This is a genomic window from Deinococcus aerolatus (genome assembly GCF_014647055.1).
GTDB classification, from domain to species: domain Bacteria; phylum Deinococcota; class Deinococci; order Deinococcales; family Deinococcaceae; genus Deinococcus; species Deinococcus aerolatus.
In genome coordinates this window covers 281,598-308,090 of the sequence record NZ_BMOL01000001.1, presented here as the reverse complement: position 1 = coordinate 308,090, position 26,493 = coordinate 281,598, and the positions used below count along the sequence as shown (strand labels likewise).

The 26,493-nt window shown below is 69.8% G+C and carries 25 protein-coding genes; 15 read left to right on the top strand and 10 right to left on the bottom strand.

Annotation, left to right across the window (positions count from 1 at the left end; all coding sequences use genetic code 11):
• Positions 1-99: 99 nt before the first annotated feature.
• Complete coding sequence (locus IEY31_RS01525) at positions 100-783, bottom strand: TetR/AcrR family transcriptional regulator (RefSeq protein ID WP_188968305.1); 684 nt, start codon at positions 781-783, stop codon at positions 100-102.
• Between the two features lie 293 nt (positions 784-1,076).
• On the opposite strand from IEY31_RS01525, the gene hpf reads away from it, so the two are divergent.
• The 3 genes from hpf (at position 1,077) to IEY31_RS01510 (ending at position 3,255) form a co-directional block, all read left to right on the top strand.
• A complete protein-coding gene (gene hpf, locus IEY31_RS01520) occupies positions 1,077-1,643 on the top strand; it encodes a ribosome hibernation-promoting factor, HPF/YfiA family (protein WP_188968807.1) in 567 nt (188 codons plus the stop codon).
• Between the two features lie 108 nt (positions 1,644-1,751).
• The gene (locus IEY31_RS01515; RefSeq protein ID WP_188968303.1) at positions 1,752-2,840 is read left to right on the top strand and encodes a butyrate kinase; all 1,089 of its coding nucleotides are present in this window, start codon (positions 1,752-1,754) and stop codon (positions 2,838-2,840) included.
• A gap of 40 nt (positions 2,841-2,880) precedes the next feature.
• On the top strand, positions 2,881-3,255 hold the full coding sequence (locus IEY31_RS01510) for a hypothetical protein (protein WP_188968805.1): 375 nt from the start codon (positions 2,881-2,883) through the stop codon (positions 3,253-3,255).
• 86 nt (positions 3,256-3,341) lie between these two features.
• Here the strand turns inward: IEY31_RS01510 and IEY31_RS01505 are convergent, their stop codons facing one another.
• Positions 3,342-3,950: a GNAT family N-acetyltransferase gene (locus IEY31_RS01505; RefSeq protein ID WP_188968301.1), complete on the bottom strand. Its 609-nt coding sequence runs from the start codon at positions 3,948-3,950 to the stop codon at positions 3,342-3,344.
• A 75-nt stretch (positions 3,951-4,025) separates the two neighbouring features.
• Here IEY31_RS01505 and map point away from each other — a divergent pair, with 75 nt between their 5' ends.
• Positions 4,026-4,769, top strand: coding sequence for a type I methionyl aminopeptidase (map, locus tag IEY31_RS01500; RefSeq protein WP_188968299.1), 744 nt, complete (start codon positions 4,026-4,028; stop codon positions 4,767-4,769).
• 7 nt (positions 4,770-4,776) lie between these two features.
• Here map and IEY31_RS01495 read toward each other — a convergent pair whose 3' ends face one another.
• The gene (locus tag IEY31_RS01495; RefSeq protein WP_188968297.1) at positions 4,777-6,990 is read right to left on the bottom strand and encodes an MMPL family transporter; all 2,214 of its coding nucleotides are present in this window, start codon (positions 6,988-6,990) and stop codon (positions 4,777-4,779) included.
• Positions 6,991-7,123: 133 nt separating this feature from the next.
• Between IEY31_RS01495 and recQ the strand changes: the two genes are divergently transcribed.
• Positions 7,124-9,379 carry a DNA helicase RecQ gene (recQ, locus tag IEY31_RS01490; RefSeq protein ID WP_188968295.1) on the top strand — a complete coding sequence of 752 codons (2,256 nt, stop codon included), beginning with the start codon at positions 7,124-7,126 and terminating at the stop codon, positions 9,377-9,379.
• A gap of 36 nt (positions 9,380-9,415) precedes the next feature.
• Here recQ and IEY31_RS01485 read toward each other — a convergent pair whose 3' ends face one another.
• The 4 genes from IEY31_RS01485 to IEY31_RS01470 all read right to left on the bottom strand — a co-directional run bounded on the left by IEY31_RS01485 (position 9,416) and on the right by IEY31_RS01470 (position 12,484).
• The gene (locus IEY31_RS01485; RefSeq protein ID WP_188968293.1) at positions 9,416-9,805 is read right to left on the bottom strand and encodes a DUF1622 domain-containing protein; all 390 of its coding nucleotides are present in this window, start codon (positions 9,803-9,805) and stop codon (positions 9,416-9,418) included.
• Positions 9,806-9,824: 19 nt separating this feature from the next.
• Positions 9,825-10,619: a Cof-type HAD-IIB family hydrolase gene (locus IEY31_RS01480; protein WP_188968291.1), complete on the bottom strand. Its 795-nt coding sequence runs from the start codon at positions 10,617-10,619 to the stop codon at positions 9,825-9,827.
• 100 nt (positions 10,620-10,719) lie between these two features.
• Entirely contained in the window at positions 10,720-11,622 is a 903-nt protein-coding gene (locus IEY31_RS01475; RefSeq protein ID WP_188968289.1) for a PhzF family phenazine biosynthesis isomerase, read from the bottom strand.
• Between the two features lie 154 nt (positions 11,623-11,776).
• The gene (locus IEY31_RS01470; RefSeq protein WP_188968287.1) at positions 11,777-12,484 is read right to left on the bottom strand and encodes a tetratricopeptide repeat protein; all 708 of its coding nucleotides are present in this window, start codon (positions 12,482-12,484) and stop codon (positions 11,777-11,779) included.
• A 177-nt stretch (positions 12,485-12,661) separates the two neighbouring features.
• On the opposite strand from IEY31_RS01470, the gene IEY31_RS01465 reads away from it, so the two are divergent.
• On the top strand, positions 12,662-15,601 hold the full coding sequence (locus IEY31_RS01465) for a tetratricopeptide repeat protein (protein ID WP_229723244.1): 2,940 nt from the start codon (positions 12,662-12,664) through the stop codon (positions 15,599-15,601).
• Between the two features lie 39 nt (positions 15,602-15,640).
• Here IEY31_RS01465 and IEY31_RS01460 read toward each other — a convergent pair whose 3' ends face one another.
• Positions 15,641-16,405 carry an amino acid ABC transporter ATP-binding protein gene (locus IEY31_RS01460; RefSeq protein ID WP_308424301.1) on the bottom strand — a complete coding sequence of 255 codons (765 nt, stop codon included), beginning with the start codon at positions 16,403-16,405 and terminating at the stop codon, positions 15,641-15,643.
• Positions 16,406-16,607: 202 nt separating this feature from the next.
• Here IEY31_RS01460 and IEY31_RS01455 point away from each other — a divergent pair, with 202 nt between their 5' ends.
• From IEY31_RS01455 to IEY31_RS01440, 4 genes are all read left to right on the top strand, one after another.
• On the top strand, positions 16,608-17,585 hold the full coding sequence (locus IEY31_RS01455) for a TAXI family TRAP transporter solute-binding subunit (protein WP_188968285.1): 978 nt from the start codon (positions 16,608-16,610) through the stop codon (positions 17,583-17,585).
• A 146-nt stretch (positions 17,586-17,731) separates the two neighbouring features.
• Positions 17,732-19,855 carry a TRAP transporter permease gene (locus tag IEY31_RS01450; RefSeq protein ID WP_188968800.1) on the top strand — a complete coding sequence of 708 codons (2,124 nt, stop codon included), beginning with the start codon at positions 17,732-17,734 and terminating at the stop codon, positions 19,853-19,855.
• A 103-nt stretch (positions 19,856-19,958) separates the two neighbouring features.
• Positions 19,959-21,155, top strand: a complete 1,197-nt coding sequence (locus tag IEY31_RS01445) for an AI-2E family transporter (RefSeq protein WP_188968283.1) — start codon at positions 19,959-19,961, stop codon at positions 21,153-21,155.
• A complete protein-coding gene (locus IEY31_RS01440) occupies positions 21,152-21,676 on the top strand; it encodes an AAA family ATPase (RefSeq protein ID WP_188968281.1) in 525 nt (174 codons plus the stop codon). The genes IEY31_RS01445 and IEY31_RS01440 overlap by 4 nt, the downstream gene beginning before the upstream one ends.
• Here IEY31_RS01440 and IEY31_RS01435 read toward each other — a convergent pair.
• The gene (locus tag IEY31_RS01435; protein ID WP_229723243.1) at positions 21,673-22,239 is read right to left on the bottom strand and encodes a C39 family peptidase; all 567 of its coding nucleotides are present in this window, start codon (positions 22,237-22,239) and stop codon (positions 21,673-21,675) included. The two genes, IEY31_RS01440 and IEY31_RS01435, sit on opposite strands and share 4 nt — an antisense overlap.
• A 108-nt stretch (positions 22,240-22,347) precedes the next feature.
• Between IEY31_RS01435 and IEY31_RS01430 the strand changes: the two genes are divergently transcribed.
• The 5 genes from IEY31_RS01430 (at position 22,348) to IEY31_RS01410 (ending at position 25,217) form a co-directional block, all read left to right on the top strand.
• Positions 22,348-22,902, top strand: coding sequence for a VUT family protein (locus tag IEY31_RS01430; RefSeq protein WP_188968796.1), 555 nt, complete (start codon positions 22,348-22,350; stop codon positions 22,900-22,902).
• A gap of 124 nt (positions 22,903-23,026) precedes the next feature.
• Positions 23,027-23,524 carry a gluconokinase gene (locus IEY31_RS01425; protein ID WP_188968279.1) on the top strand — a complete coding sequence of 166 codons (498 nt, stop codon included), beginning with the start codon at positions 23,027-23,029 and terminating at the stop codon, positions 23,522-23,524.
• Complete coding sequence (locus IEY31_RS01420) at positions 23,514-23,693, top strand: DUF2256 domain-containing protein (RefSeq protein WP_188968277.1); 180 nt, start codon at positions 23,514-23,516, stop codon at positions 23,691-23,693. The genes IEY31_RS01425 and IEY31_RS01420 overlap by 11 nt, the downstream gene beginning before the upstream one ends.
• Entirely contained in the window at positions 23,690-24,607 is a 918-nt protein-coding gene (gene uvsE, locus IEY31_RS01415; RefSeq protein ID WP_188968275.1) for a UV DNA damage repair endonuclease UvsE, read from the top strand. The genes IEY31_RS01420 and uvsE overlap by 4 nt, the downstream gene beginning before the upstream one ends.
• 67 nt (positions 24,608-24,674) lie before the next feature.
• Complete coding sequence (locus IEY31_RS01410) at positions 24,675-25,217, top strand: 3'-5' exonuclease (RefSeq protein ID WP_188968273.1); 543 nt, start codon at positions 24,675-24,677, stop codon at positions 25,215-25,217.
• A gap of 19 nt (positions 25,218-25,236) precedes the next feature.
• On the opposite strand, the gene IEY31_RS01405 is transcribed toward IEY31_RS01410, so the two are convergent.
• Positions 25,237-26,478 (bottom strand): S8 family peptidase, encoded by a 1,242-nt coding sequence (locus tag IEY31_RS01405; protein WP_188968271.1) that lies wholly within the window; start codon positions 26,476-26,478, stop codon positions 25,237-25,239.
• Positions 26,479-26,493 lie beyond the last annotated feature (15 nt).

The following is a 26,493-nucleotide window of genomic DNA, read 5'->3' as shown; positions in this document are numbered from 1 at the left end:
GCAGGAGAGCTGTGGGAGGGGGCAGCATTTGCCTGTGCTTGGCAAGAGCGGAGCTGCAGCCGCCGGGCGGCCTGCCCCTGGGTTTAAGCGCCCCTGCCCTCAGTCGCGGGTGCTTTCGGCCGCCACCGGGGCCAGGGCACCGTACATCAGCAGGCTGAAGCGGTCCTGCCAGTCGCGTAGCACCTCGCGCTGATCGCGGTGACCGCCGTGCAGCAGGGCCAGCAGGCAGGCATCCACCAGCAGGGCGCTCAGGGTAACGACGTTCACGTCCGGGCGCAGGCGGCCCTGGGCCTGCATGGCCAGCAGCATGGGCTGCACCAGTGCGCCCAGCATCAGCGCCGTCTTGAGGCCGTCGGCGGGGGCCAGGCGGGCCGGAAACGGCAACGGTGCTTCGGCCGCCTGGCCCTCTCCCTGCCCTGGTTCGCCCAGCGGCGACGCGCCCAGCACCGCCTGTCCCACCGCGCCCACAAGGTGGCGGTAGCGCACGCCCAGATCGGCCATGCGCGACATCACCTTGTCCCACACCTGCTGCGGGCTGGCCCCGGCGTGCAGGCGTTCCAGGGCGTCGTCGAGGCTGGCCTGCACGGCCTTGTCGAAGTGGGCCAGCAGCATGTGGATCTTGCTGGGAAAGTAGCGGTACAGGTTGGTGCGGCTCACAAAGGCCGCGCGGGCGATGTCCTGGGCGCTGGTGGCCTCCAGACCGCTGCGGGCGAACAGTTCAAAGGCGGCGCGGGCGATGCGCTCACGCCGGGCCTCATCCTGCTCCTGCCGATCCACTTTCATGGCCGATCCACCGTCATGGGGTCATGATACTGCCCCCAGGGCGGCCCAAATGGTCTGATCGGCCGCCGCGTTCCGGGGTTGCCCTTCATGGAGTTGGGGGGGTTGCCGCCGGCTGCCTGTGCCGATACCTGCCGTCTGCGCCGCTGCCTGTCGTCTCCCGCCCCTCAACATACCCCCAGCGTGGGTGTAGGCGCCATGAAGACTCCGCCGGACAAATGCAGGGGCAGGGGGCTAGAGTGAGGAGGACCGGAAGGCCCTATTTCTCCCTTCCGGGCAAAGGATGGGTGAAAGCCGTGCATATCTACAAACTGTCAGGCCGAAACGTCGACGTCACAGACGCCATGCGTGATTACGTCGAGGAAAAACTTACGCGACTGGACCGTTACAACGACTCCATCACAGACGCGCGGGTGACGCTGACAGTACGGGATGTCCGGGATTCGACGCGCCGTAACCGCGTGGAAGTGCAGCTCAATGTGCCCAACGGCATTATCCGCGCCGAGGAACACCACGCCGACATGTACGCCGCCATCGATAAGGCCAGCGACGTGCTGGAGCGGCAGCTGCGCAAATTCAAGACCCGCTACATGAAGGCCCGCCATGAGGCCGTGCCGGTGCCCGCGCCCGGCCCCGCCGAGGCGGCCGTGGACGCCGGGACCGACGACGCCGGCGACTTCGAACCCGAGATCGTTCGCCAGAAGCGCTTTGATCTGCGCCCCATGAGCCCCGAGGACGCGGTGGCCCAGATGGAGGCCCTCGATCACGACTTCTACGTGTTCTCCAACATGACATCTGGCCTGACCGGCGTGGTCTACCGGCGCAAGGACGGGCATTACGGACTGATCGAGCCCAACACCTGAGGCGCGCCTGAGCAGGCGTCAGGGCAGGGGGTGGGGCCGGAGTTCCGGCCTCACCCCCTGCTCATGCCGGGAACATCGGGCGGCGGGCCTCTGATACTCTGCGGCGTCGTGATCGCCTACGTGATCAATCCAGGAACCAGCGGGATCAAGCTCGCCTGCGCCAGCATCGAACCGAGTCTGAATTCGGCGCTGCCGGGGCAGTTGCAGCTGACCCTGATCCGCGCTGAACTGGGTCTGGAGACGCCCCCCACTGCGGCTGATCTGCCGGGTCTGGCGCGGCAGCTTCAGGCGCTGACGGCGGACTGGGCGGCCCCGGACGCCATCGTCGGGCGCGGGGGGCTGATCGGACGGGTGGAGGCCGGCACTTACCGAGTGACCCCGGAAATGGCCGAATTTGCCGTGCAGGGCGACGGTGCCCAGTACCCGCCGAACCTGGGCGGCCCGCTGGCCCTGGGGCTGGCCCGGCACTACGGCGTGCCCGCCTTCGTGGTGGACCCCCAGAGCGTGGATGAGTTGCTGCCCGAGGCCCGCGAGACAGGTGTAAAGGGGCTGCGCCGCCACGCCCAGTTCCACGCCCTGAACGTACGCGTGGTGGCCCGCCACGCCGCCCACGAGGTCGGCAAGCGCCTGCAGGACGCCCGCATCGTGGTGGCCCATCTGGGCGCCACCACCAGCGTGACGGCCTTCGAGAAGGGCCGCGCGGTGGACACCACCGGCACTGGCCCGGACGGCGGCCCGCTGGGTGCCCTCCAGAGCGGCCCCCTGCCCGCCCGCATGCTGCTGCGGCTGGCCCGCGAGGAGGGCGAGGCGGCGGCGCTGCACCACCTGTACGGCGGCGGCGGTTTCCTGTCACTGACCGGCAGTGCCAATCTCAAGGACCTGGAGGCGCGGATGGTCAGTGATCCCGCGGTGCAGGCAGCCGCCGCCGCCTTCGTGCATCAGGTGTGTAAGGCGCTGGGCGAGCAGACCGGCGCGCTGACGGGCCGCCCCGACGCCCTGGTGATGACCGGCGGCATTGCCCGCTGGGACGAGCTGGTGGACCGCATTGAGCGCCGGGTGGCGTGGATCGCCCCGGTGCTGGTCGTTCCTGGCGAGCTGGAACTTGAGGCCCTGGCCGAGGGCGCAGGCCGCGTGTTGCTGGGCCTGGACACTGCCCGCGAGTGGCGGCACCCGCAGGCGGCGGCCCCGGAACTGTGAGGTTCAGAGGGATATGTCTGGAAATGAGCGTGCGCCGCTGATGCCCCGCCGCCGCCCCGTCCGTCCCGCCAACGAGCCGATCCGGGCCACCAGCATGTGGCGCGTGGATCAGGTGTTCCTGGCCCGCCGGGGCATGCGGGTGGAGGTCACCTCGTCGCTGGTCAACGATCAGGGCGGGCTGCGGAACCTGAGCATCACCGCGCCCACCGACGACCCGCTGGAGGCCGTCCGGCATGCCGCGCGGTTCATCGCCGGGAAGGGCAACGTCAGTGGGGCGCGGCAGGCCCGCGTGCGCTGGACCCGCGAGCAGGCCACCACCGAGCAGGACGCCCTGGTGCGTGACCGCCAGCTGGAAGACGAGTTTCTCGACGAGTTCGAGGAAACGCTGGCAGCGGTGCGCGATCAGCAGCGCTAGAGTTTCTGTGAAAAGAATCGTTCATCTCTGATCGAACCCGGAGGCTGGCTGATGCCAGACAGATGGACAGCTGCGCTGATCGGCAGTTACAGCCTCAGTCCCAGCGTAAGCGAGCCGCCGCTGCCCTGCGACAGCTCCTGAAAGCCCAGGTGGCGGTAGAAGCCGATGGCCCGCGTGTTGCGCCCCCCCACGCCCAGATGCACGCCCGGAGAGCCGGCCTCACGCAGCGCGGTCAGCAGCCGCCCCATCATGCGTTGTCCGTTGCCGCCGCCCTGGCCACGGGGCAACAGGTCAATGTGCAGGTGCGAGGGGTACGCCTCCAGGATGCGCTGCGGGGCCGTGTGCGGGTGGTGAATCAGGTGACTCAGGCGCTGGTCCGGGGTGCGCCCGGCAGCAGGAAGGTTGGTGGGATCGGCGTACCGGGCGCGCAGGGCCGGCCACCACTGGCGTTCCAGCGTGGTCTCAAAGGCCCGCGTGTCGGGTGCGCCAATAACGTAGCCGCAGGCCTCCTCGCCGGCCTCCAGCACGAAGGCGAAGTCGGGTGCGTGGGCCAGATACGGCCCGGCGTAGATGTGGCCCACCAGCAGCGGATCGCGGTAGAGGTGGCTGGCGTCCGCGCCGCTGTCTGCCGTTTCCAGGCAGATGCGGTAGAGCGAGTCACGGTCACTGGGCCGGGCTGGGCGGATGGTGAACATGGGGGCATTCAAGCAGATCGGGGCAGGTGGAGACAGATGGGGGAGACGGCAGGCCCTGGTGACCTAAACTGGCCCATGACCATCACCACCGAGGCCGAACTTCAGGGCATGAAACGTGCGGGCTTCGTCGTGGCCGAGACGCTCCGCACGCTGAAAGCTGCCGTGCAGCCGGGCGTCACGCCCGCCGAACTCGATGCGCTGGCCGGGCAGGTGTTCCGGCAACACGGGGCCACGTCGGCCCCGCGCATGACCTACGGCGCGCCGGTCAATGTCTTTATCAGCGTCAACGACGACATCGTTCACGGCTTGCCGACGCGCCGCCCGCTGGCCGCCGGGGACGTGGTCAGTCTGGATGTCACGCCGTTCGTGGACGGATTCGTCGCCGACGCGGCAGTCACCGTCGCGGTGCCGCCCGCATCGCCCGCCGCGCTGCGGCTGATCGAATGCACCGGGGCGGCCCTTGAGGCGGGTGTGTCCGCCGCAAGGGCAGGCCAGCCGGTCCACGCCATCGGGCGGGCGGTGGAAGCGGAGGTCCGGCGCCGGGGCTTCACGGTGCTGCGGGAGCTGTTTGGCCACGGCGTGGGCCGCGCCATTCACGAGGAACCCAATGTCCCCAACTATTTTCGACCTGCAGACCGCAAGAAGCTGCACGGGGGGCTGGTCATCGCCATCGAGCCGATGGTCTCAGCAGGCCGTTCCCACCGGGTCAGGACGCTGCGTGACGGCTGGACCCTGAGCACCACCGACGGCGGGCTGGCCGCCCATTTTGAACACACCGTCATGATCACCGGGGGCAGGCCGCTGATTCTGACGGCCTGAGCCTCCTTCAATGCTCCAATCGAATATGCGGTAGTCGTCGGTCCAGCCACGCGGGCAGCCACCAGTTCCACTTTCCGGCAAGCTTGAGAAAGGCGGGCACCAGCACCAGCCGCACCAGGGTGGCGTCCAGGGCCACCGCCACCGCCAGCCCCAGGCCGATGCTCTTGGTGGCGACCACCCGCCCGAACATGAAGGCCACGAACACGATGAACATGATCACGGCGGCGCTGGTGATGATGCGCGCGGTGTGGCCCACCGCCAGCACCACCGCCTCATCGTTGCTCTTGCCGCGCAGCACCTCCTCCTGCACGCGCGAGAGCAGAAAGATCTCGTAGTCCATGCTCAGGCCAAACATCACCGCGAACAGGAGTACCGGCAGCGAGGCGTCCAGCACCCCCACGTCGCTGGGAATGCCCAGCGGCCCGGCCAGGAAGCCGTCCTGCACCACCAGCGTCACTACCCCCACCGCGGCGCCCACCGTCAGGGCATTCATCACGATGCTCTTGAGGGGAATCAGCAGGCTGCGAAAGGCCACCATCAGCAGCAGGAACGTGCCGGTAAAGACCACCGCGATCACGCTGGGCAGCGTGCCGATGATGGCGCGGCTGAATTCCTCTCCGCCCACCGGAGCGCCGCCCAGCAGGTAGGCGTAGCCGCTGGCGTCCAGGGCGGCGCGCACCCGGCCCTCGAAGGCGGCGATGTCCTGGGCGCGCAGGGTGTCGGCCGGCACCACCGTCACGCGTAGCAACTCGCGGTCCGCGCTGAACGAGCGGCGGGTCAGCAGGCTCAGGGCCTCCAGGCCCCCGGTTCCTGCCCCGGTCAGATCGGCAGGTGTCAGGAAGGGACTGATGACGGCCTTCACGCCGGGCAGGGCACGCAGGTCCGTCACCACCCCCTGAAAGCGGTCCCGGTCTGCCGGGGTGTAGCGCTGCCCCTTCAAATCCAGAATCACCTCGAACTGGCTGAGCAGGCCGCCGGCTCCCAGCTCGCGCACGTCGCTCAGGGCGTCGCGGCTGGGCACGCCGGGCACCAGCCCCCACGCGCCCGCGTAGCCGGTTTTCAGACCCAGGGCAGGCACAGCCAGCGCCAGAAGGAAGGCGGTGGACAGCACCACGCCCGCGACGGGCCGGGCCGTTACCCGCCGCGCAAAGGCCGTCCACGCCGCCGACGCCGAGCCGCTCTGCGCCCAGGTCACCTTCAGCAGCCTGGGGCTGTTGACCCGTTCGCCCAGCAGCGCGAGCAGGGCCGGCAGCGCGGTCAGGCTGGCCAGCACCGTCAGGATCACGGCCAGCACCCCGCCGATGCCGATGCTGCGGACAAAGGCCACCGGGGGCAGGATCAGACCCGCCATGGCGATGCCCACAGTCATGCCGCTGAAGCCCACGCTGCGCCCCGCCGTCATGACTGTGCGGGCGGCGGCGGCGCGGGAATCCGTGCCGTGCTTCAGCTCCTCGCGGAAGCGGTTGACCATCAGCAGGGCGTAATCGATGCCCGCGCCCAGGCCCAGCAGGGTCACCACGCTCTGGGCAAAGGTGCTGACCGGCATCAGCAGGGTCAGGCCGTACAGCGCCGCCATGGCCACGGTGATGCTCAGCACGCCCACCGCCAGCGGCAGCACGGTGGCCACCAGCGCGCCGAAGATCAGCAGCAGCAGGACGGCAATCAGCGGCAGCGCCGTGAACTCGCTTCGCTTGGTGTCAGCCTCGGCAAACTCGGTGAAGTCGTCGGCAATGGCCTGCCCGCCGGTCACGCGGATGGCCAGGGCCCCCCCCTGGACGCCGCGCACGTAACGGCGCACGTTGGACAGCGCCTCGGTGCCGCCCTCTTCCAGCGGAATCTGGGCCACGGTCAGAGCCAGCACGCCGTCCTGCGCCCGCGTGGGCACCGGGCCGCCGGGGGTGGCCGCCACGACGCGCGAGACCCCGGCCACCGTTTCCAGCCCGTCGAGAAACGCCTGATACACCTGCTGGCCCTGCGGGGTGGTCAGCGGCGGGGTGCTGCGCGTGACCAGAATGGCGGTGTTGGTGTCGCGCTCGCCGAAGCGTTCGCGCAGCAGCGTGGACACCGTGTTGGCCTCCGAGGTGGTCAGGCCGCCGGCCGGATCGGCGTTCAGGGCCGCCGGGGCGCGGGCGGCCAGCGGCAGGCTCAGCGCGGCGGCCAGCACCCACACCGCCAGCACTGCCCAGGGATGTCGGGACGCAAGGCGGGCCAGGAACTGCACGCCCCGGACTGTAGAGCATCCGGCAGGGCGGAACCTCTACCGTTCGTCCGGTGTGGGGGCCGAGTGTGGATGCTGGGCGAAGCTGTCGCTGACTTCCATTACGCCCCACACAGAACGCGCTATCCTGGCAGGAATGTCTCTTGCCGCGTCCCACCCCACCCAGCCTCCCGCCGACACCGACGCCCGCGCCCTGGAAGTCCTGAGCCGGGTGTGGGGCTACGGGGCGTTCCGGGACGTGCAGGCCGACATCGTGCGGACGGTGGTGGACGGGGACAACGCGCTGGTGCTGATGCCCACCGGCGGCGGCAAGAGCCTGTGCTATCAGGTGCCCAGCCTGCTGCGGCCCGGCACCGGCATTGTGGTCTCGCCGCTGATCGCGCTGATGAAGGACCAGGTGGACGCGCTGCGGCAATTTGGGGTGCGGGCCGCCTTCCTCAACTCCTCGCTGCCTGCAGAGGGCGTGCGCGAGGTGGAGGCCGCCCTGCTGGCCGGGGAACTGGACCTGCTGTACGTGGCGCCCGAACGCCTGCTGCTGGGGCGCACCCTGGACCTGCTGGAACGCGCCCCGGTGGCCCTGTTCGCCATCGACGAGGCGCACTGTGTCTCGCAGTGGGGCCACGATTTCCGGCCTGAATACGGGCAGCTGGGCGTGCTGCCGGGGCGGTTTCCCGACATTCCCCGCGTGGCCCTGACCGCCACGGCCGATGACCGCACGCGCGCCGACATTCTGCGTGTGCTGGACCTGGGCGGCGCGGCGCAGTTCATCTCCAGCTTCGACCGCCCCAACATCCAGTACCGGGTGGCGAACAAGGAAGGTCCCAAGACCCAGCTGCTGGACTTTATCCACGCCGAGCACCGGGGTGACGCGGGCATCGTGTACTGCCTGTCGCGCAAGTCGGTGGACCAGACCGCGCAGTGGCTGGTCACCCAGGGCATCGACGCTGTGCCGTACCACGCGGGCCTCTCGCCGCGTGAGCGCAACCACGCCCAGGAACGTTTCCTGAACGACGAGGGCGTCGTGGTGGTGGCCACTGTCGCCTTTGGGATGGGCATCGACAAGCCCAACGTGCGCTTCGTGGCCCACTTGGACCTGCCCAAGAGCATGGAGGGTTACTACCAGGAGACGGGACGCGCCGGCCGCGACGGCCTGCCCAGCACCGCTTGGATGGTCTACGGGCTGGCCGACGTGGTCAACGTCAAGCGGATGCTCTCGCAGAGCGACGCGCCCGACGACGTCAAGCGCGTAGAGGCCGCCAAGCTCGACGCCCTGCTCACCTACTGCGAGGCCGCCACCTGCCGCCGCCAGCTGCTGCTGGCCTATTTTGGAGAACAGCGCGACGAACCCTGCGGCAACTGCGACATCTGCCTGAACCCGCCCCGCGTGCGCGACGCCACCCGCGAGGCGCAGATGGCCCTGTCTGCGGCCATCCGCACCGGCAACCGCTTCGGCGCGGCCCACCTGACCGACGTGCTGCTGGGCCAGCCCACCGAAAAGGTCGTCGGGATGGGCCACCACCTGCTGCCCACCTTCGGTGTCGGCAAGGGGCACGACGAGGGGGCGTGGCGCGGGCTGATTCGCCAGCTGGTCAGCCTGGGGCACCTGGAGGCGGGCGAACACCACGGCCTGAGTGCCACGGGCAAATCCCGCGCTCTGCTGCGGGGCGAGACGACGCTGATGCTGCGTGAGGACAGTCTGCTGCCCCGTGAGCGGGTCAGGAAGCGCGACCGCGACGCCTCGCGCCCTGGCCGCGCCCCGGTGGACGCCCAGGACGCCCCGCTGTTCGAGGCGCTGCGGGCGTGGCGGCTTCAGCTGGCCCGCCAGAAGGCAGTGCCGCCCTACGCCATTTTCAGCGACGCCACCCTCAAGGCCATCTGCGAGCTGCGCCCCGGCAGCGCGGCCACGCTGGGCACGGTCAGCGGCGTGGGCCAGCGCAAACTGGCTGAGTACGGCGAGGACGTGCTGGACATCGTGCGCGAACATTCTGGCAGTGAAAGGGTGCGGCCCGCCCTGCCCGCCGAACGTGGGGCGCGGGAAAACAGCGCGGTGCTGGGCCTGCTGCGCGGCGGGGGAGAGGCGCGGACGCCAGCCGCACGGGCGGCCCCGCCTGAACCACTGCTGCCCGCCCCAGCCGCCACGCCGGGGGGCAGCTCCAATCCCCCAGACCTCGCTGAAGCCCTGCGTGAACTTCGCCGCGAGCTGAGCCGTGAAACCGGCAACAGCGCCTTCGTGATCTTCCCGAACGCCACGCTGGACGCCCTGGCCACCGCCCGCCCGCGCACCCTGGCGGAGCTGCAGGGTTTACCCGGCATGGGGCCAAAGCGCATCGACACCTACGGCCAGCGGATTGTGGAGACCGTGCAAAGCGTGTTGAACGGAGGGATTGCCTGAAAGTCCAACTGGATCAGGCTCTCTAAGCAGGCCGCCCTACGCCCCATCCTCACCCGCCTTGAGCTGGTCCCTGGTGCGGCGGCTGGCATCGATCTCCCGTTCCAGAAAGTAGTTGAGCGCGGTGCGGATCAGCGCGATGGCTCCCAGCTTGCCGATGTCCTCCCAGGTGGGGGCAATGGCGGTCAGCAGGATATCGGCGGCCAGCAGGAACTCCAGCGCAATGGCGAGCCAGCGGCCGAGTTGCAGGCGCAGGTTCTGCTTGACCTCGTCGTTGGCGGCCGCGTCGCGCGGCAGAAATAGGGCATGGACCGAACGCCACAGCGCCTGGACAATCGCGGCGGCAATCACAACCGCTGCCGAGAACTCGGCCAGCGAGGCGATGGCCCGCGCGCCAAGCTCGACGGTCTGTTGGGCGGTCTCCAGCATTTCCCGCAAATCTAGTCGTTTACAGCGTCAGTGCCAAGCCCACGGCCTCCAGCAGACCGCCCGCGTCGACGTGGCCCACCGTGTAGCGGGCGGCGGCCAGGGCCGGCGGGTCCGCGTTGCCCATCGCCACCGGATGGCCCACCACGCGCATGGCGCTCACGTCGTTCTCGCCGTCGCCCACCATCATCACGCGGTCCATGCCCAGGCCGTATTCCGCTGCCACCCGCCGCACCGCGCTGCCCTTGCTGATGCCTGCCCGCGTGATGCTGATAAACATGGTGTCGGGCATGGCCGGGCTGCCTGCCGGGTGCAGGTCCAGGCCTGGATGCGGCTCAGCCGTCACCGCCGTTTCCTGCTCGCGCGGCACCACCCACTGCGCCCGCACCCGTGTGCCCACCAGCGACTCGGGGGTGCGAGGGTGGTACGGCACGCCCAGCAGCGCGGCGTGGCGTGCGGCCAGCGTGCCGGGTTTGGTCACGCCGAATTCGGTGTCGGTGTAGACCTCCAGCAGGCGGTCCTCGGCGTGGGCGCGGGCGGTCAGCATAGGCAGGGCACCTTCCGGCAGGGCCTCGGAGAGACTTTCGCCCGAGTCCACACGCACCACGCTGGCTCCGTTCTGAAACACGTGCCAGCCGTCGGGGTCCAGCCGCCGCGCGTATTCCAGCGCGTTGCCGATGGCGGGCCGTCCGCTGCACAGCGCGATGCGGACCCCCCGCGCCCGGGCGTCCGCCAGCGCGGCCCACACGTCATCCCGCACGGTGTTGTCCGTGCCGATCAAGGTTCCGTCCACATCCACGCAAATCAGTCCCAGCATGGGCGGCAGTCTAGGGGCTGGGCGGCGGGCCGGGGCGGCGGCGGATAGACGGCGGGCGGCACTGGCCGGGGATGCAGCGCAGTTTCCCCCGCTGAGTGGCTCAGTCCGGCTGCCGGCCGCTCCGGCGCTTCCACAGGCCCTCGCGCTCCAGCACCGCGCATCCGCCGACATGCACGGCCACCACCGCGTCGCCGCGCATCTCAATCTCCACCTCCACCTCGCCGGGAGTGCCCAGGGCGTGGCCCTGGTAGATCACGCCGCAGGCCCGCCCGGCGCGCACCGGCAGGCGGCCCCCGTGCGCCAGCAGGGCCATCAACGCGCCGCCCGCGCTGCCGGTCACCGGGTCTTCTGGGATGCCCAGCGCCGGGGCAAAGTCCCGCGCCGCGAAGCGGTTGACACCCATTGGCGCGTAGGCGTACACGCTGCCCACCTCCAGCGCCCCGCTGAGCAGGGCGATGCGCTCCAGATCAGGTTCCAGGGCATCCAGAATCAGCGGGTCCAGCAGCGGCACAAAGGCGCTCCACAGCCCCGTGCTCGCGGCGGCCATCGGCAGGCCGCGGTGGATCATGCGGGCGTCGATGCCCAGCGCCTCGGCCAGTTCGGCGCGCAGGCTGGTGGGCAGCGGGCGGGTCTCGTGCCGCTGCTGCTGCATCCACACCTGATGCGGCACGCCCGCCTCGCTGATCAGGCGCAGCGGCACGCGGCCCGCCAGGGTCTCGAGTTCCAGGGCCCCGCCGCGCCAGTGCCCGGCCTGGGCCAGCATCAGCCCCAGCGCCAGCGTGGCGTGGCCGCAGAACTCGACCTCCTGCGTGGGCGTGAAGTAGCGGACCTGCACGGCGGAGCGGCCCAGGCGGGTAACAAACACGGTCTCGGACGCGCCCAGGAAGGCGGCGAGTTCGCGCATCTCGGCCTCGCTGAGTTCGGCGGCGTCCAGCACCACCCCGGCGCGGTTGCCCTGGCCCGGCGTGCGCGTGAAGGCGCTGACCTCGCTGTAGGCGATCATGGGCCTCAATTTAGCGTGCCGGGCCGTGCGGCGTGAGGAACCGGGGGGCGGGAGGCCGGCAGGCGACACTGCTGCCCCAGCAGCCGGGGCGCGGGACGCCGGGGAAAACACTCCCACCGCGTCCCGCGCCCCGGCTGTTTCTCCCGTTTGTGCCTTACTTCAGGCCGGCCAGCGTCTTCTTCGCGCTTTCCAGGTCCCGCTTCTGCCAGAAGGTCTCGGCGGGCAGGGTCACGGCCTTCTGCAGCTGCGCGGCGGCCTCGGCCGGCTTCTTCTGCAGGATCAGGGCGTTGGCGTACTCGATGCGGTGGACCGCCACGTTGGGCTCCAGCGCAATGGCCTTCTCGAAGTTGGGGGCAATCTGGTTGCGGTCCGCTCCGGTGGCGCGGCGGGCGATAAAGCCCTTCTCGTCCAGGCTGGCGTGCCACAGGCCCAGGGCCACGTAGGCCCCGGCCATCTTCGGGTTCAGGGCGATGGCCTGATCCAGGTTCTTCTTCATGTCGCCGGCCAGCCCCAGGCTCTGCAGGATGCCCGAGAACTGCGCCAGACGGCCCTGCGCGCGGGCCAGCTCAAAGTAGGCCTCGGCATTGTTCCTGTCCTTGGCAATCGCGCTGGTGGCGTACTCCTGGGCCTTCTGGAACAGGGCCTTTTTCTGGGCGTCGGCCACAAGGCTGGCCCCGCCGGTGGTGGCCTCGGCAGCCAGGGCCAGGCCCGCGCTGGTGTTCAGGGCGGCGGCGGCCAGGGCCGCTTCCTGCCACTTCCCCGAGTCGTACAGGGCCTGGGCGGCCTGCTGGCTCTGGGCGTGGGCGGCGGTTGCCGCAAGGGCAACGCTCAGGGTAAGGGTGGTCAGGATGGATTTGCGCATACGGGTTCTCCGGGGGGCCACACGGGTGGCCTGCAGGTGGGGGATGGATTTGAAGGCTGCGCCGAGTATACACAGCCCCGCGTGGGGTTGCTGATGAAACCGTCAGGTACGCCAGCGCGGCCCTTTTCTAGACCGGGTCTATTTTGTCTGCCGGGGGGTGCTACCGTGGGAGGCATCGTGGATTACAAAGCGGTGCTGGCTGACCTGCGCGCCCACCTGCCCCCCGGCGCGGGCGGCGGCGCGGCCGGGGTGCGGCGCGGCAGCCTGCGCTGGCTCGAAACCCAGATGCGGGCGCGTGGGGCCGGGGCCACGGCGGTCCGCAACATCATCTACCGCGACATCGGCACGGCGGCGGACCGCGAGACCCTTAGGGCCATCCTGGCCGAACTGGCCGCCGAGGTGGGCCGCCCGCTGCCCGCCGCCCCGGCTGCCCCTGCCTCCACCCCGCTGCCTGCCGAACTGGAACTGCTGGGCCGCAGCAAGAAACGCGCCTACCGGCAGTTCCTGGCCGGGGTGCGGGCGGGCCGGGCACCCCGGTTGATCGTGACGGGCCGGGCAGGCGCAGGCAAGACCGTGCTGCTCGACAGCCTGGACGTGACGCTACGCGAGTCGGGGCTTGTGGTCAAAAGGCTCTTCCTGTCCGGTGACGTGGCCGGACTGCTGGGACTGGAAGCCGCGCCCGGCACCTCCTACGCGCAGCTGGCGGCAGCGCAGTCGCAGGCCGTGCGCCGCGCCTTTCCGGCGTCCGGCACGCTGCTGGTGCGGGTCACGGACGATCTGGCCTTCGCCGGAGGCCCGCCCCGCAGCGCCGACGGTTCGGCGGTGTCTGCCGCGCGCTGGGCCGCCGAACACCTGCTGCACGCCGCGCCGCCGGGGCTGGCGGTGTTGCTGGCACTGGAACTGGCCTCGGCCGACGATCTGCGGGCGGTGTCTCCCGCTGCGCCTCCTCCCGAGGTTATCGCGCTGCACCCGCCCACCCCCGCCGAGGCGCGCGGGTACCTGATGGCCCGCCTGGGCGTGCCGCGCGCCGAGGCCGATCTATTGGTGGCCGAGACCGGACGCCATCTGGACCGCCTGAGCCTGCTGGTGCGCCTGCGTGGTGGCGGGGCCGGGACGGACGGCCCGCAGCTGCTGACGGACCCCGACATCCGGCGGCTGGCCGCGGCGACGGCAGCCCTGGAGGCCAGCACGCCACACGCGCCCGCTGCCGCGTGGTCCCCCGAGCTGCTGCGGGCGGCGCTGGGGGCCGAACTGCGGCAGCTGCCCCCGCACGCCCGCGCCCTGCTGGCCGGTTCCGACGCGCTGGGCTGGACCCCCACGCCGGCCCTGCGCGCCGCCTGGACCGGGGTGGGCCGGGCGGCGCGGGCCGGGGCGCTGGCGCGACTGGCCGGTCTGTCGGCCGCCGGGGAGGGGGAGGGGCGGCCCGTTCGTCTCGCCGCGCTGGCGGCCCTGGAGGACTGGCCCGCGCTGGCGGCCCAGGTGCGGGCGCACCCGGACGACGCGCGCTGGCTGCCGCCGCTGTGGCCGGCCATCCGCCACGGCGCGGCGGACGAGGCCCGCGACGATCTGGCCGGCGCGGTGGTGCGGCATCACGCGGGCCGGGGCGAGTACCACGATTCGGGCCTGCGCGACGCGCTGTTCACGCTGCTGGAGGCCGCGCGGCCCACGGTGCGGGCCTGGGCGCGGGTCAAGCTGGCCGAGAGCAGCCTGGAAGCTGGAAACATGGACGCCGCCGCCGAACAGCTGGCCCATCCGGACGTGTCCGGCCTGCTCTCGGCGGCCGCGCCCGCCCGGGGGCCGTGGGCCGTGGCCGCCTGCGCCGACGCGCTGCTGCTGCGCGCGGCCCTGGCCCGCTGGGCCGGAGATCTGGACGCTGCCACCCGCGATAGTGCCGATCCGCGGGCAGCGGTAGGCGGGCCGCGGGCGTGGCTGTGGCGCGGGCTGATCGCCAAGGACGCCGGGCGCTGGGACGAGGCGCTGGGTGCCCTGGCCTCGGTGCCGCCTTCCAGCCCGCTGCTCTCGGCGCGCGCCCGCTACCAGGAAGGTGACCTGCGGCTGCGCCTGGGCCAGCCGGCCGCCGCCCTGACCGCCCTGCGCGACGCTGCAGCCCGGCTGGAAACGGCGGGGGCGGGTGACGAGGAACGGGCCCGTGTGCTGGCCCGCAGCGCCACCGCCCTGCGCCGCCTGGGCCGAGTGCAGGAGGCGCACGTCACCCTGGGCCGCGCCCTGGCGCTGCTGCCCCCCGATCCGCGCCGCCATGCCGATCACGTGCCGCGCGCCCGCCTGCTCTCGGAGGCCCTGCCGGTGCTGCTGGCGCTGGGCCGCCCGGACGACGCGCTGGCGGCTTCAGTGCAGGCGCTGGCCCTGCTTGGCGGCCGCAGCGCCCGCCCCGCCGAGGTGCAGTACCGCCAGCGCCGCACCCGCTACCGGGTGGCCCTGGTCTACCTGACGCGCGGGCTGGGCGGCGCGTACCTGCAACCGCTGCTGGGCCCGGCGCGCGACCATCCTGATCTGCGGCAGGCCCGCAGCCTGCTCGATGGTCTGATCGACCAGCCCGTCACCAGCAGTGACCGTGACGGCATCCTGCTGTTCGACATGCACCTGAGCCGGGCACTGGCGGACCCCGATCCGGCGGTGGCGCTGACCTCAGTGGACCGCGCCCTGGCCCTGGCCGCCCACCCCTACGAGCAGGCCCAGGCCCGCGCCATGCGTGCCGAAGTGCAGGTGCGCCTGGGCCGCCCCGCCGACGCCCTGGCCGAGCTGAACCGCGCCCACGCCCTGCTGCGCCGCGTTCAGCCGGGGCTGGGTGACGCCCCCGATCCTGGGTTGCAGGCACAGCTGCTGACCCTGGAGGCCACCGCCACCCTGGCCGACGATGGCCCCCAGACCCTGCGCTGGCTGCGGGCAGCCCTGGCGGACCCGGCCCTGGCCCCCTTCCACGCGGGCGTGTGGCGGGCGCTGGGGCGGGCTCTGGAGGAAGATGAGAAGGGATGGGCGTTATTGCGGGAATTGCATGGCCCACGCACCGATGCCCTGACCCACCTGCGCCCCGGTGACGCCCTGTGGCTGCTGGAGCTGGGGGAGGAGGGCAGTGGGCTGCCGGAAGCGTGGGATTAAATATCTCCTGGGTTGCTCAGGCGGCGGTGCCAGTGCCCCTCAGTGCCCCAGAATCTTCCCTAAAAACTGCTTGGCCCGCTCGTGCTGGGGGTTGTTGTAGAACTCCTCGGGGGTGGTGTCCTCCACGACGTTGCCCCCATCGAAGAACAGCAGCCGGTCGGCCACCTCACGGGCAAAGCCCATCTCGTGGGTCACCACCAGCATGGTCATGCCGCCGCGCGCCAGGTCCTTCATCACGTCCAGCACTTCCTTGATCATCTCCGGGTCCAGGGCGCTGGTCGGTTCGTCGAACAGCATGACCTTGGGGTCCATGGCCAGGGCGCGGGCAATGGCCACCCTTTGCTGCTGGCCGCCCGACAGCTGGGCCGGGTACTTGTGGGCCTGTTCCTCGATGTCCACCCGGCGCAGCAGCTCCAGGCCGCGTCGGTCGGCCTCGGCCTTGCTGGTCTTGCGGACGCGGGTGGGGGCCAGGGTGATGTTTTCCAGCACGGTCAGGTGCGGAAACAGGTTGAACGACTGGAACACCATGCCCACCTCCCGGCGGATAGCGTCGAGGTTGCCCTTGCCGTTCAGCGGAATGCCGTCCACCGTGATCTGCCCGCCGTCGTGCGGGTCCAGCGCGTTGATGGTGCGGATAAAGGTGCTCTTGCCACTGCCCGACGGCCCGATAATGACCACCACCTCGCCCGCCCGCACGCTCAGGTTGACGCCTTTCAGGGCCTGGAAGCTGCCGAAGCTTTTCTGCACATTCTCGGCCTGGATGATCGGCGCACCCGTGGGGCTGGATTTGGCGACAGAGGTCATGCCCCCAACTCTATCCGAGGGCACGCGTCCGAACGAGTCGGTGCCCGCAGGGCGCAAGCAAGACCCGGCTCCCAGAACCTGGACGAAGCTGACCGGGCTTCATGGAAGCGCGTCCAATTCATGCCCTGTGCTAAGATTTTTCAACTCTCAACGTCCAATCTGGCCTGCTTCCGCTGCAGGACCGCTCTCACGGAGGATTCACATGCAAATACGCAACAAGCAGTTCATGACCGCCGCTGTTCTCGGCACCGCCGCCCTGTTTACCGGCGTGGCCCTGGCGCAGGGCACCACCTTCCTGACCATCGGCTCCGGCAGCACCACGGGCGTCTACTTTCCGGTGGCCACCGGCATGGCCAAGATGATGAACGACGCGGGCGGCATCCGCGCCAACGCCCGTTCTACCGGCGGCAGCGTGTTCAACATGAACGCCATGACCACCGGCGAACTGAACGCCGCCGTGGCCCAGAACGACGTGGTGTACTACGCCTACACCGGCACGGGTCTGGACGCCTTCAAGGGCAAGGCCAACAAGAAGATTCGCACCATGGCCGTGCTGTACCCCGAGGTGCTGCATGTCATTGCGCGCAAGGACTCCGGCATCAACAGCATGGCGGACCTGAAGGGCAAGAAGGTCGTGATCGGGGATCTGGGGTCCGGCACCGAGCAGACCGCCGCGCAGGTCATGGAAGCCTACGGCCTGAAGTTCGACGACCTCGGTCAGGCGCTGCGCGTCTCGCCCTCGCAGGGCATCAGCCTGATGCAGGACAAGCGCGCCGACGCGCTGTTCTACACCGTGGGTGTGGGGGCCAGCGCCATCGCCCAGATCGCCCAGACGGTGGACGTGAAACTCATTCCTGTGGCCGGCAACCAGGCCGCCAGCCTGCTCAAGAAGTACCCCTTCTACGTGCGCTTCAACATTCCCGCCAAGAGCTACCGGGGCATCGACGTCACCGTGCCCGGCGTGGCGGTGCAGGCGACCCTGGTCACCACCAGCGACGAGAGCGAGGACACCATCTACAAGGCCATGAAGGCCGCGTTCGGCGACGAGAAGGCGCTCAAGGCCATTCACCCGGCCCTGGGCACCAACTTCTCCTACGCCAAGGCGATTAAGGGCCTGCCCGCCCCGCTGCACCCCGGCGCGGTCAAGTTCTTCAAGGAGCAGGGGCTCAGCGTCAAGTAAGATCACTCAAAGGTTAGCGGAGGGGGTCAGCCAAACACACGCAGGGAGGCTGACCCCTTCCCTTTTCGAAAGGAGATGAGCAGAGAGTGAGTGATCCAACAAGACCAATCAGCAGTGACCCCAGCCTGGAGCCGCCGGGCACCGAGATGACCGAGGGCGAACGCCGCGCCCTGGAAATGGTGGAGGCCGCCGAGACGGGGGGCCGCAAGCTGTTCGGCGGGCAGAAGACGCTGGTGACCGTGATCGCCGTAGCGTGGTGTCTGTACCAGATGTACGCCGCACAGGTGGGCAACATCGATCTGCTGACGCTGCGGGCCATTCACCTGGCCTTCGCCTTCAGCCTGGGGTATCTGGTGTTCCCCTTCCGCAAGACGCCCGGCAACCCGCAGACGCGGGTGCCGTGGTACGACTGGGTGCTGGGCCTGCTGGCTACCGGCACCGCCATCTACCTGATCTTGCAGTATCCCTCGATTGCCACGGTGCAGGGCGGCGTCCTGACCAACGTGGACGTGTGGATCGGTAGCGCCATGGTGGTGTTGCTGCTGCTGGCCGCGTGGCGCACCATCGGCATCGCCATGCCCATCGTGGCGTCGGTGTTCATGCTGTACGCCCTGACCGGGCCGCGCGGCCTGATCCGGGGCGACCTGGGGCCGCAACTGCAGCTGCATGCCGGACAGACCTGGCCGCAGGTGGTGGGCCAGCTGTTCGCCAACACGGAGGGCATCTTCGGCACAGCCATCGGCGTCTCGGCGCAGATCGTCTTTCTGTTCGTGCTGTTCGGGGCCATCTTCGACAAGCTGGGCGCGGGCGACTGGTTCATGAACGTGGCGCAGGGAGCGCTGGGCGGCTTCCGGGGCGGCCCGGCCAAGGCCAGCGTCCTGAGCAGCGCGCTGAACGGCATCATCAGCGGTTCGGCGGTCAGTAACGTGGTCACGGGCGGCAACATCACCATCGGCACCATGAAACGGGTGGGCTACAGCGCCGAGAAGGCCGGTGCCATTGAGGTTGCCAGTTCCAGCAACGGCCAGCTGATGCCTCCGGTGATGGGCGCGGCGGCCTTTATCATGGCGCAGAACCTGAACATCGAGTACCGCACGCTGATTCTGGCGGCGGCCATTCCGGCGTTCCTGTGCTACGGCGCGCTGCTGGTGGTCGTCCATCTGGAGGCGCTGAAGCTGGGCCTTAAGGGCCTGCCCAGGAACGAACTGCCGCGCGTGCGCCAGACCCTCCTGAAAGGCTGGTACTACCTGATTCCGCTGGTGTACCTGATCGGCACGCTGACCATCAACCCGGAGGCCACGCCAGAGCGGGTGGCGCTGAACACCGTGTTCATGATGATCGTCATGATGTTCATTCAGGAGGTCTACTTCGGCAGCCGCAAGGGCCTGAGCGTGGGACAGGGGCTGCTGGACGGTGGCCGGAAGCTGATCGAGGCCTTCGAGGGCGGGGCCAGGAGCATGATCGGCATCGCCATCGCCACCGCCGCCGCCGGGATCATCGTCGGCATCGTGACCATCACCGGGCTGGGCTTCGGGCTGGCCGACATCGTTCAGCTGGCCAGCGACGGTGTCCGCAACCTCATCCTGAGCGTGGCAGGCCTGATTCCGGGGCTGGACGCCACCGCTGTGGCCGGGTTCGGGGCCATTCTGATCGTGCTGATGATGGCGCAGCTGATTGCGCTGATCCTGGGCATGGGCCTGCCCACCACCGCCAACTACATCCTGATGAGCGCCCTGATCGTGCCGATCATCGCCAAGATCGCGGGGCTGGACAACAGCAATCCGGTGCAGATGCTCCCGGTGCACATGTTCGTGTTCTATTTCGGCATCATGGCCGACAGCACGCCCCCCGTGGCGCTGGCGGCCTTCGCGGCGGCGGCCATCAGCGGCGGCAACCCGGTGGCGACGGGCGTGCAGGCCTTCAAGTACGAGCTGCGAACGGCGCTGCTGGCCTACATGATGTTCTTTAACCCGCAGCTGCTGCTGATCGCCAACAACCGGCTGAGCGGGCTGGGCTTCGGCGACGCAATTTTCATGATTCTGTTCGCCTTTATCGGGCTGGTGGCCTTCAGCGCCGCCACCATGCGCTTCCTGCACCGCAAGACCAATCCCCTGCAGGCGCTGCTGCTGCTGGTGGCCTCGTTCATGCTGATTATTCCCACGCATGTGCTGGTCAATCTGGTCGCGCTGGGCCTGATCGCGCTGGTCTACCTGTGGCAGAAGGCGGGTAGCCGCCGCGAGCCGCCGAAGTCGGTGCCGGCCGCCGCCTGACGCAGACGCCAGAGTGATCCGCCCCTCCAGACTTTCTTCACGTCCCCGCCCCCTCCGGTGGGGACGTGTCTGCTGGCCCGGCTGAAGTGGCAGGATGGGGGGCATGACCCAGCTGCCTCCCTCTGCGCCGCGCCCGCCGGCGGGCGACTGGCGGGCGGCGCGCGACGTGCGTGACCTGATCCGGCGGCTGTGGGCCCTGCCGCTGGTGCGCCTGATCTTCTACGCGGTGCTGACCGTGCTGGCCGTCCGCGCCCTGCTGTGGGGCAGCCAGCTGCTGGCCAGCGTGCTGCTGACCGTGCTGACCGCCTACGGCCTGGCCTTTCTGGTCAATCCGATTCTGGAATGGCTGGAGCGCCGTAGGGTCGGGCGCATGGTGGGGGTGCTGCTGCTGATTCTGGTGGCGCTGGGGCTGACCACGCTGCTGATCGTGACCCTCAGCCAGCAGGTTGCCGGGCTGATCGCCGGGATTCCGGTGATCGCCGTGAACCTGAAAGACGCCCTTTTTAACGTGCTGGACCGGCTGGACAGCATTCCGGGCGTGCAGGGCCTCAAGGCCAGCGTCAGCACCTACATCGACGATCAGACCAGCAACATCACCGAGAATGCCGGGCCGCTGCTGGAGCGGCTGCTGAACTCCGGGCCCAACGTGCTGAACACCCTGTCCAATCTGGTGGGCTGGCTGGGACAGCTGGGCTTTATCGTGACGCTGGCGGCGTACTTCATGCTGGATTACGAGCGGGTGGGGGCCAGCCTGCTACGGGTCTTTCCGCGCCAGTCGCAGCCCAACGTACGCCGACTGGCCGAGGACGTGAGCCAGAGCTTCGGCGGCTTCCTGCGCGGCCAGCTGCTGCTGATGCTGACCGGGGCGCTGCTGTCCACCCTGGGGCTGCTGGCGCTGAAGGTGCCCAACGCGCTGGCCCTGGGCGCCCTGAGCGGCCTGCTGAGCCTGGTGCCGTACATCGGGATCGTGCTGGCCGCCGTGGCCGCCATGTTGCAGGCCATTCCGCAGGGCGGGCTGACCATCGCGCTGGTGGCGGCGCTGTTCTTCGTCATTAACCAGTTGCAGGGCAACGTGCTGGGGCCGCTGATCATGGGCCGGGTGGTCAGTCTCAGCCCGGCGGCCATCTTGATCGCGCTGCTGGTGGGGCTGGCGCTGGCGGGGCCGGTGGGGGCCATCATCGCCATCCCCACCGCCACGCTGCTCAAGCGCTGGCTGGAACGCTACTGGATGACCAGCGCGGCCTACCGGGGCGTGGCGGGCGCGGTGCCCGAAAAATTGCAGGAGGAGGCGCAGCGGTGAGCGGCCCGGTGTGGGTGCTGTCCGGCTGTCCGGGCGTGGGCAAATCCAGCGTGGCCCGCGCCCTGTTGCGGCAGTATCCGCGCGGCCTGCACCTGCCGGTGGATGACCTGCGCGAACTGGTGGTGTCGGGGCTGGTGCCGCCCAGCCTGGATCACCCGCCGGAGGCCGTCCGGCAGTTCACGCTGGCCCGCCGCGCCGCCGCCTTCCACGCCCGTCTGTATGCCGAGGCGGGCTTCGCGGTGGTGGTGGACGACGTGCTGTGGCCCGCCGATCTGGAAGCCATGCGCGTCCACTGGGACGGACTGGACGTTCGCCCGGTCTTCCTGTGCCCCACGCTGGAGGTGACCCAGGCGCGCAACGCGGCCCGCACGGGGAAGGACTTCGATACCCAGAATCTGGTGCCGATGATCGCGGCCCTGCATCCGGCCATGCCGCCCGCCGGGTACCGCGCTGCGGGGTGGCGGGTGCTGGACACCTCAAAGCTCAGCCTTGAGCAGACCGCCGAACTGCTGCTGGCCTAGCCGATCACCTTTTTCACGGTGGCTGACAGCTTCGGCGGGTACATCAGCGCGAACTGGCCCCGGTGGTCCGCCCACACACGGGTAAAGTCGTCGTAGTCCATTGCTACGTAACCCAGCAGCGGGTCCATCAGGTAGGTCTGCCGGGTGCTGTCGTTGTACCCCACCACCACGCGCCAGTGGGGAATGGGCCGCCCGCTGGGGCTGACGTAGGTTTGCAGCGCGATCACCGGCACGCCGCTGCGGATGGCGGCCCGCACGGTATTCAGTGAGCCGCCCGCGTACAGCCGCGCTTCCATGCCCACGCGCGGCGCAAAGTCCAGAATTGCCTGCGCCGTCATGTACGAGGTGTCCGACGGGCGGGTCAGGCGGCTGACCGCCCTCATGTCCGCGTCCAGGCCGTAGTACCGCAGCACCTGCGTCAGGCTGGCGGGGCCGCAGGCGTTGTAGCTCTGGCGGATCAGCGGCATGCCGGACAGCACGAGACCGGAAGCCGGGGTCCGGGCCGCCGCGTGTGCGGGGGGCGCCGTCAGCAGCAGGGGCAAAAGCAGAAGGCAGGAGCGCACCGCCGCAGTGTGCCGCGCCGGGTCTGACCGCCGTCTTTCAGGCGGCACGTCTGCTACCCTGGCCGGCGGCCCGTGACCTTTGCAGTCGCCCAGGCCGGAGGTCAGACCATGAACCAGTTCACCGTCCGGGGACGCCCTGCCCCGCTGCCCCTGCTGCTGATCGCGCTGTACGCCCTGAGCATTCTGGCGGCCAACATCACGCTCAACAAGTTCATTCCACTGCCGGTGTACGGCCTGCTGAGCGTCGGCACCATCTTCTTTGCCGCCGTGTTCACGCTGCGGGACCGCATCCACCGCGCAGGCGGTCTGCCCGCCGTGTATATCGCCATTGCCTCCGCGCTGCTGATCAATACGCTGGCGGCGCTGCTGACCGGCACCGAGTGGCGTTTTATCGGTGCGTCGTTCCTGGCGATCCTGGCCGGCGAACTGGCCGATACCGCCGTCTATCAGCGCCTGATCCACCGCAGCTGGTGGACACGGGTGCTGGCCAGCAACGCGGTCAGCGTGCCGCTGGACTCGGTGCTGTTCAACCTGCTGGCCTTCTGGGGCCTGATGGCGGGCGGCGAGATCGCGCAGATCATCTTTGCCGACATCCTGGCGAAGTACCTGATTGCGGCCCTGTTCGCCGTGCGTCTCCGGCACGCCAGCTGGGCACTGGCCTGACCTGGCTGGCCTGACCCGCTCCGTGCACCCTGCATCAAACGGGACTGCATAAAGAGTCTGTACGCGGGGTTCTTGTCTGCCGCCAGGCCCCCTGCGGCAGACTGGAGCCAATGGAACGGCGAGGATGAGACTGATCTTGATGGGCGTGTCCGGCAGCGGCAAGACCACACTGGGAGAGGCGCTGGCCGCCCGGACCGGCTGGCCGTTTCTGGACGGTGACGCCTACCACACCCCGGAGGCGAGGGCGAAGATGGCCGCCGGACTGGGCCTGAGCGACGCGGACCGTCAGCCCTGGCTGCAGCAGCTGCGCGCCGAACTGCGGCGGCGGCCCGAGGTGATCCTGGCGTGCTCCTCACTGCGCCGCCGCTACCGCGACATGCTGCGCGTGCCGGGGGTGCGGTTCGTCTATCTGGAGGTGCCGCCCGAGACCCTGCGCTCACGCCTGCACAGCCGCGGCGGCCACTACGCCCACGCCGATCTGCTGCCATCGCAGCTGCAGACCCTGGAACCGCCGGGGCCAGACGAGGCCGACGTGCTGAGCTTGCACGTCACGCGGCAGGACTCGCCCGCCGGTCTGGCGCGGCTCACGCTCTCGGCACTGGGGCTGGACCATGCCTACTAAGACGCAGAAGAAGACGTTCGGTGGTGGCCGCAAACCCTCCGAGCGGCCCAGCAAGGTCTGCCCCGTGTGTGGGCTGCCCTTTTCCTGGCGCAAGAAGTGGGAGCGCGACTGGGACAGTGTCCGGTACTGCTCGGACCGCTGCCGTGCGGCGGCAAAGGCGGCGTCATGACCGCGCCTGCCCTCCCCGCCTACGGGCTGGTGTGCCTGACGGTGGGGCCGGAGGTCCGCTTCCGCACCGTGACCCTCAGCCGCTACCGGGCGCTGTCGCCATCGGAGCGCGAGGCCAAGCTGCTGGACCTGTACACCGACAACATCTCCAGACTGCGCGGGGCCGCCGACTTCTGCGCGGCGCGCAGCATCCGGCTGTACCGCATGAGCTCCAGTCTGTTTCCCATGCTGGACCTGATCGGCGACGACACCGGGGAAGCGGTGCTCACGTCGCTGGCGGCCCAGCTGCGGGCGGCGGGGCAGGCCTTCGTGGATCACGGCATCCGCGTGCTGATGCACCCCGAACAGTTCATTGTTCTGAACAGCGACACCCCCGACGTGCGGGTCCGCAGCGTGCACGCCCTGACCTCTCACGCCCGCGTAATGGACGGCCTGGGGCTGACGCGCAGCCCCTGGAACCTGCTGCTGCTGCACGGCGGCAAGGGGGGCCGCGCCGCCGAACTGACGGCCGTGATTCCTGACCTGCCCGACGCAGCCCGCCTGCGCCTGGGCCTGGAAAACGACGAACGTGCCTACGGCCCTGCCGACCTGCTGCCGGTGTGCGAGGCGACGGGCGTGCCGATGGTCTACGACGGCCACCATCACGTCATCCATGACAGGTTGCCCGATCAGGACCACCCCGCCGTGCGCGAGTGGGTGCTCAGGGCCCGCGCCACCTGGAGCCCGCCCGAGTGGCAGGTGGTGCATCTGTCCAACGGCATCGAGGGCCCGCAGGACCGCCGCCACAGCCACCTGATCACGCAGCTGCCCGCCGCCTTCGCCGATGTGCCGTGGATCGAGGTGGAGGCCAAGGGCAAGGAGGAGGCGGTGGAGGCGTTGATGGGGCTGGAAACGGGGGAAACGGCTGAGGGATGACGCTTGTTCCCACACTCCCTGCCGCATCTGCCCGTCGTCCCCCGGTTCCCGCGCTACCTTGGCCACTGTGAATGTCGTCGTCTTCGATCTGGAAACCACCGGGCTCTCGCCGGAGCGCGACGCCGTCGTGGAAATTGGCGCGGTGCGGGTGGTGAATGGCCGGGTCGAGGAGTCACAAAAATACGAGACCCTGGTGCGCCCGGTGGGCGAATCCGGCCAGCCGCTGCTGATTCCCTGGCGCGTGGAGCGCATCCACGGCATCAGCAACGAGATGGTCCGCCACGCCCCCACCATGACCGAGGTGCTGCCCGAATTTCTGGACTTTGTGGGGGACTCGGCGGTGGTGGCGCACAACATTGGCTTCGACAGCGGGTTTATGCGGGCCAATGCCCGGCGGCACGGGCTGGTGTGGCAACCGGCAGCGGAATACTGCACCGTGCAACTGTCGCGCCGGGCCTTTCCCCGCGAGCGTGCCCACAACCTGACGGTGCTGGCCGAACGTCTGGGCCTGAACTTTGCCCCTGGTGGCCGCCACCGCAGTTACGGTGACGTGCAGGTGACGGCGCAGGCGTATCTGCGTCTGTTGGAACTGCTGAAGGTGGGCGCGTAGGGCCTCTGCGCCTGCTGAGCTACGGCTGCGTTTCCTGCGGAGCTTGCACCAGCCCCAGCCCCACATCCAACCGGTCCACGCCCGCGATCAGGGGGGTGCGGGTGGCGCTGCCCTGAAGGCGGATTTCGACGTTGCGGCGGGTCAGGTCGCCGGCAGCCATCAGGGTCTGAAACCACAGCGCCGCCACCCCCGCGACATGCGGCGTGGCCATGCTGGTGCCGCTGTACTGCACCAGACCGCCGCCCAGTTTGGCCGAGACGACGTTCACGCCAGGGCCGCTCAGGGTGGCCCCGGTGTTGGAAAACGGCGCGACCACAAGGCCCTCGCGCGGCTTCCTGTCCGGTCCCAGGCCCACCGCCGCCACCGAGATAAAGCCGTCGGCGGTGGCCGGGGGCGCGACGCCCACCTCCCACTCGGGGTTCTGCTGGCGGCGGCTCTCGTTGCCGGAAGCGGCGATGAGCAGCGTGGGTGTGGTGTCGCCGCCGTAGCTGCGGGCGTAGGCGGCCAGCGCAGCAAACAGATTCAGGTTGGCGCGGTAGTCCAGCAGCGCCTGCGAGGTGGCCAGTTCCGCGGGCAGGCCGCGCCGGATCAGTTCGGCCACCAGCCCCGGAAAGTCCATGCCCAGCGACATGCTGACCACATGCGCCCCTTCCTGCACGGCCCAGGTCAGCGCCCGCGCAATGCCCTCGCTGCTGCCGCTGCCGTTCGCCCCCAGGACCCGCCCGATCAGCGCCCGTTCCACCCCCGGCGCCACCCCGATGCGCTGGCCGTCCACATCGCGTCCGAAGATTGTGCCGGCGCAGTGGGTGCCGTGGCCCTCGGCGTCCACGCCGTCGTCGGCGTCGCTGCCTTCCAGCGTGAAGTCGCGCCGCACCAGAGTCATGCCCGCAAAGGCGGGATGCTCGGGGTCGATGCCAGTGTCCAGCACCGCCACTGTGACGCCCTTGCCGCTGTACGGGCTGAGGTCGGCCCCCACCGCCTGCACGCCCCAGGTGGGGCCGGGCGCCGTGGCGGACACGTCCGAGCGGCGCACCGGGCGAATCAGGCGCATGGGCATGCTGGGGGCGACGGCCCGCACATTCTTTTCCTGCAGCAGGCTGGGGACCTCGCGGGCGTCGAGCATGTGCGCCTCAAGCGTCATGGACGGTGCGGCGGCAGCCTCCGGCCCCACACCCATGCGGGGAGGCAGTGCGCCGCTGATCCCGGCCCCACCTCCAGTTCCGGTGGCCTGCCGCAACACGATGAACCGGTCCTTCCTCATCCTGCCCCCCTCCAG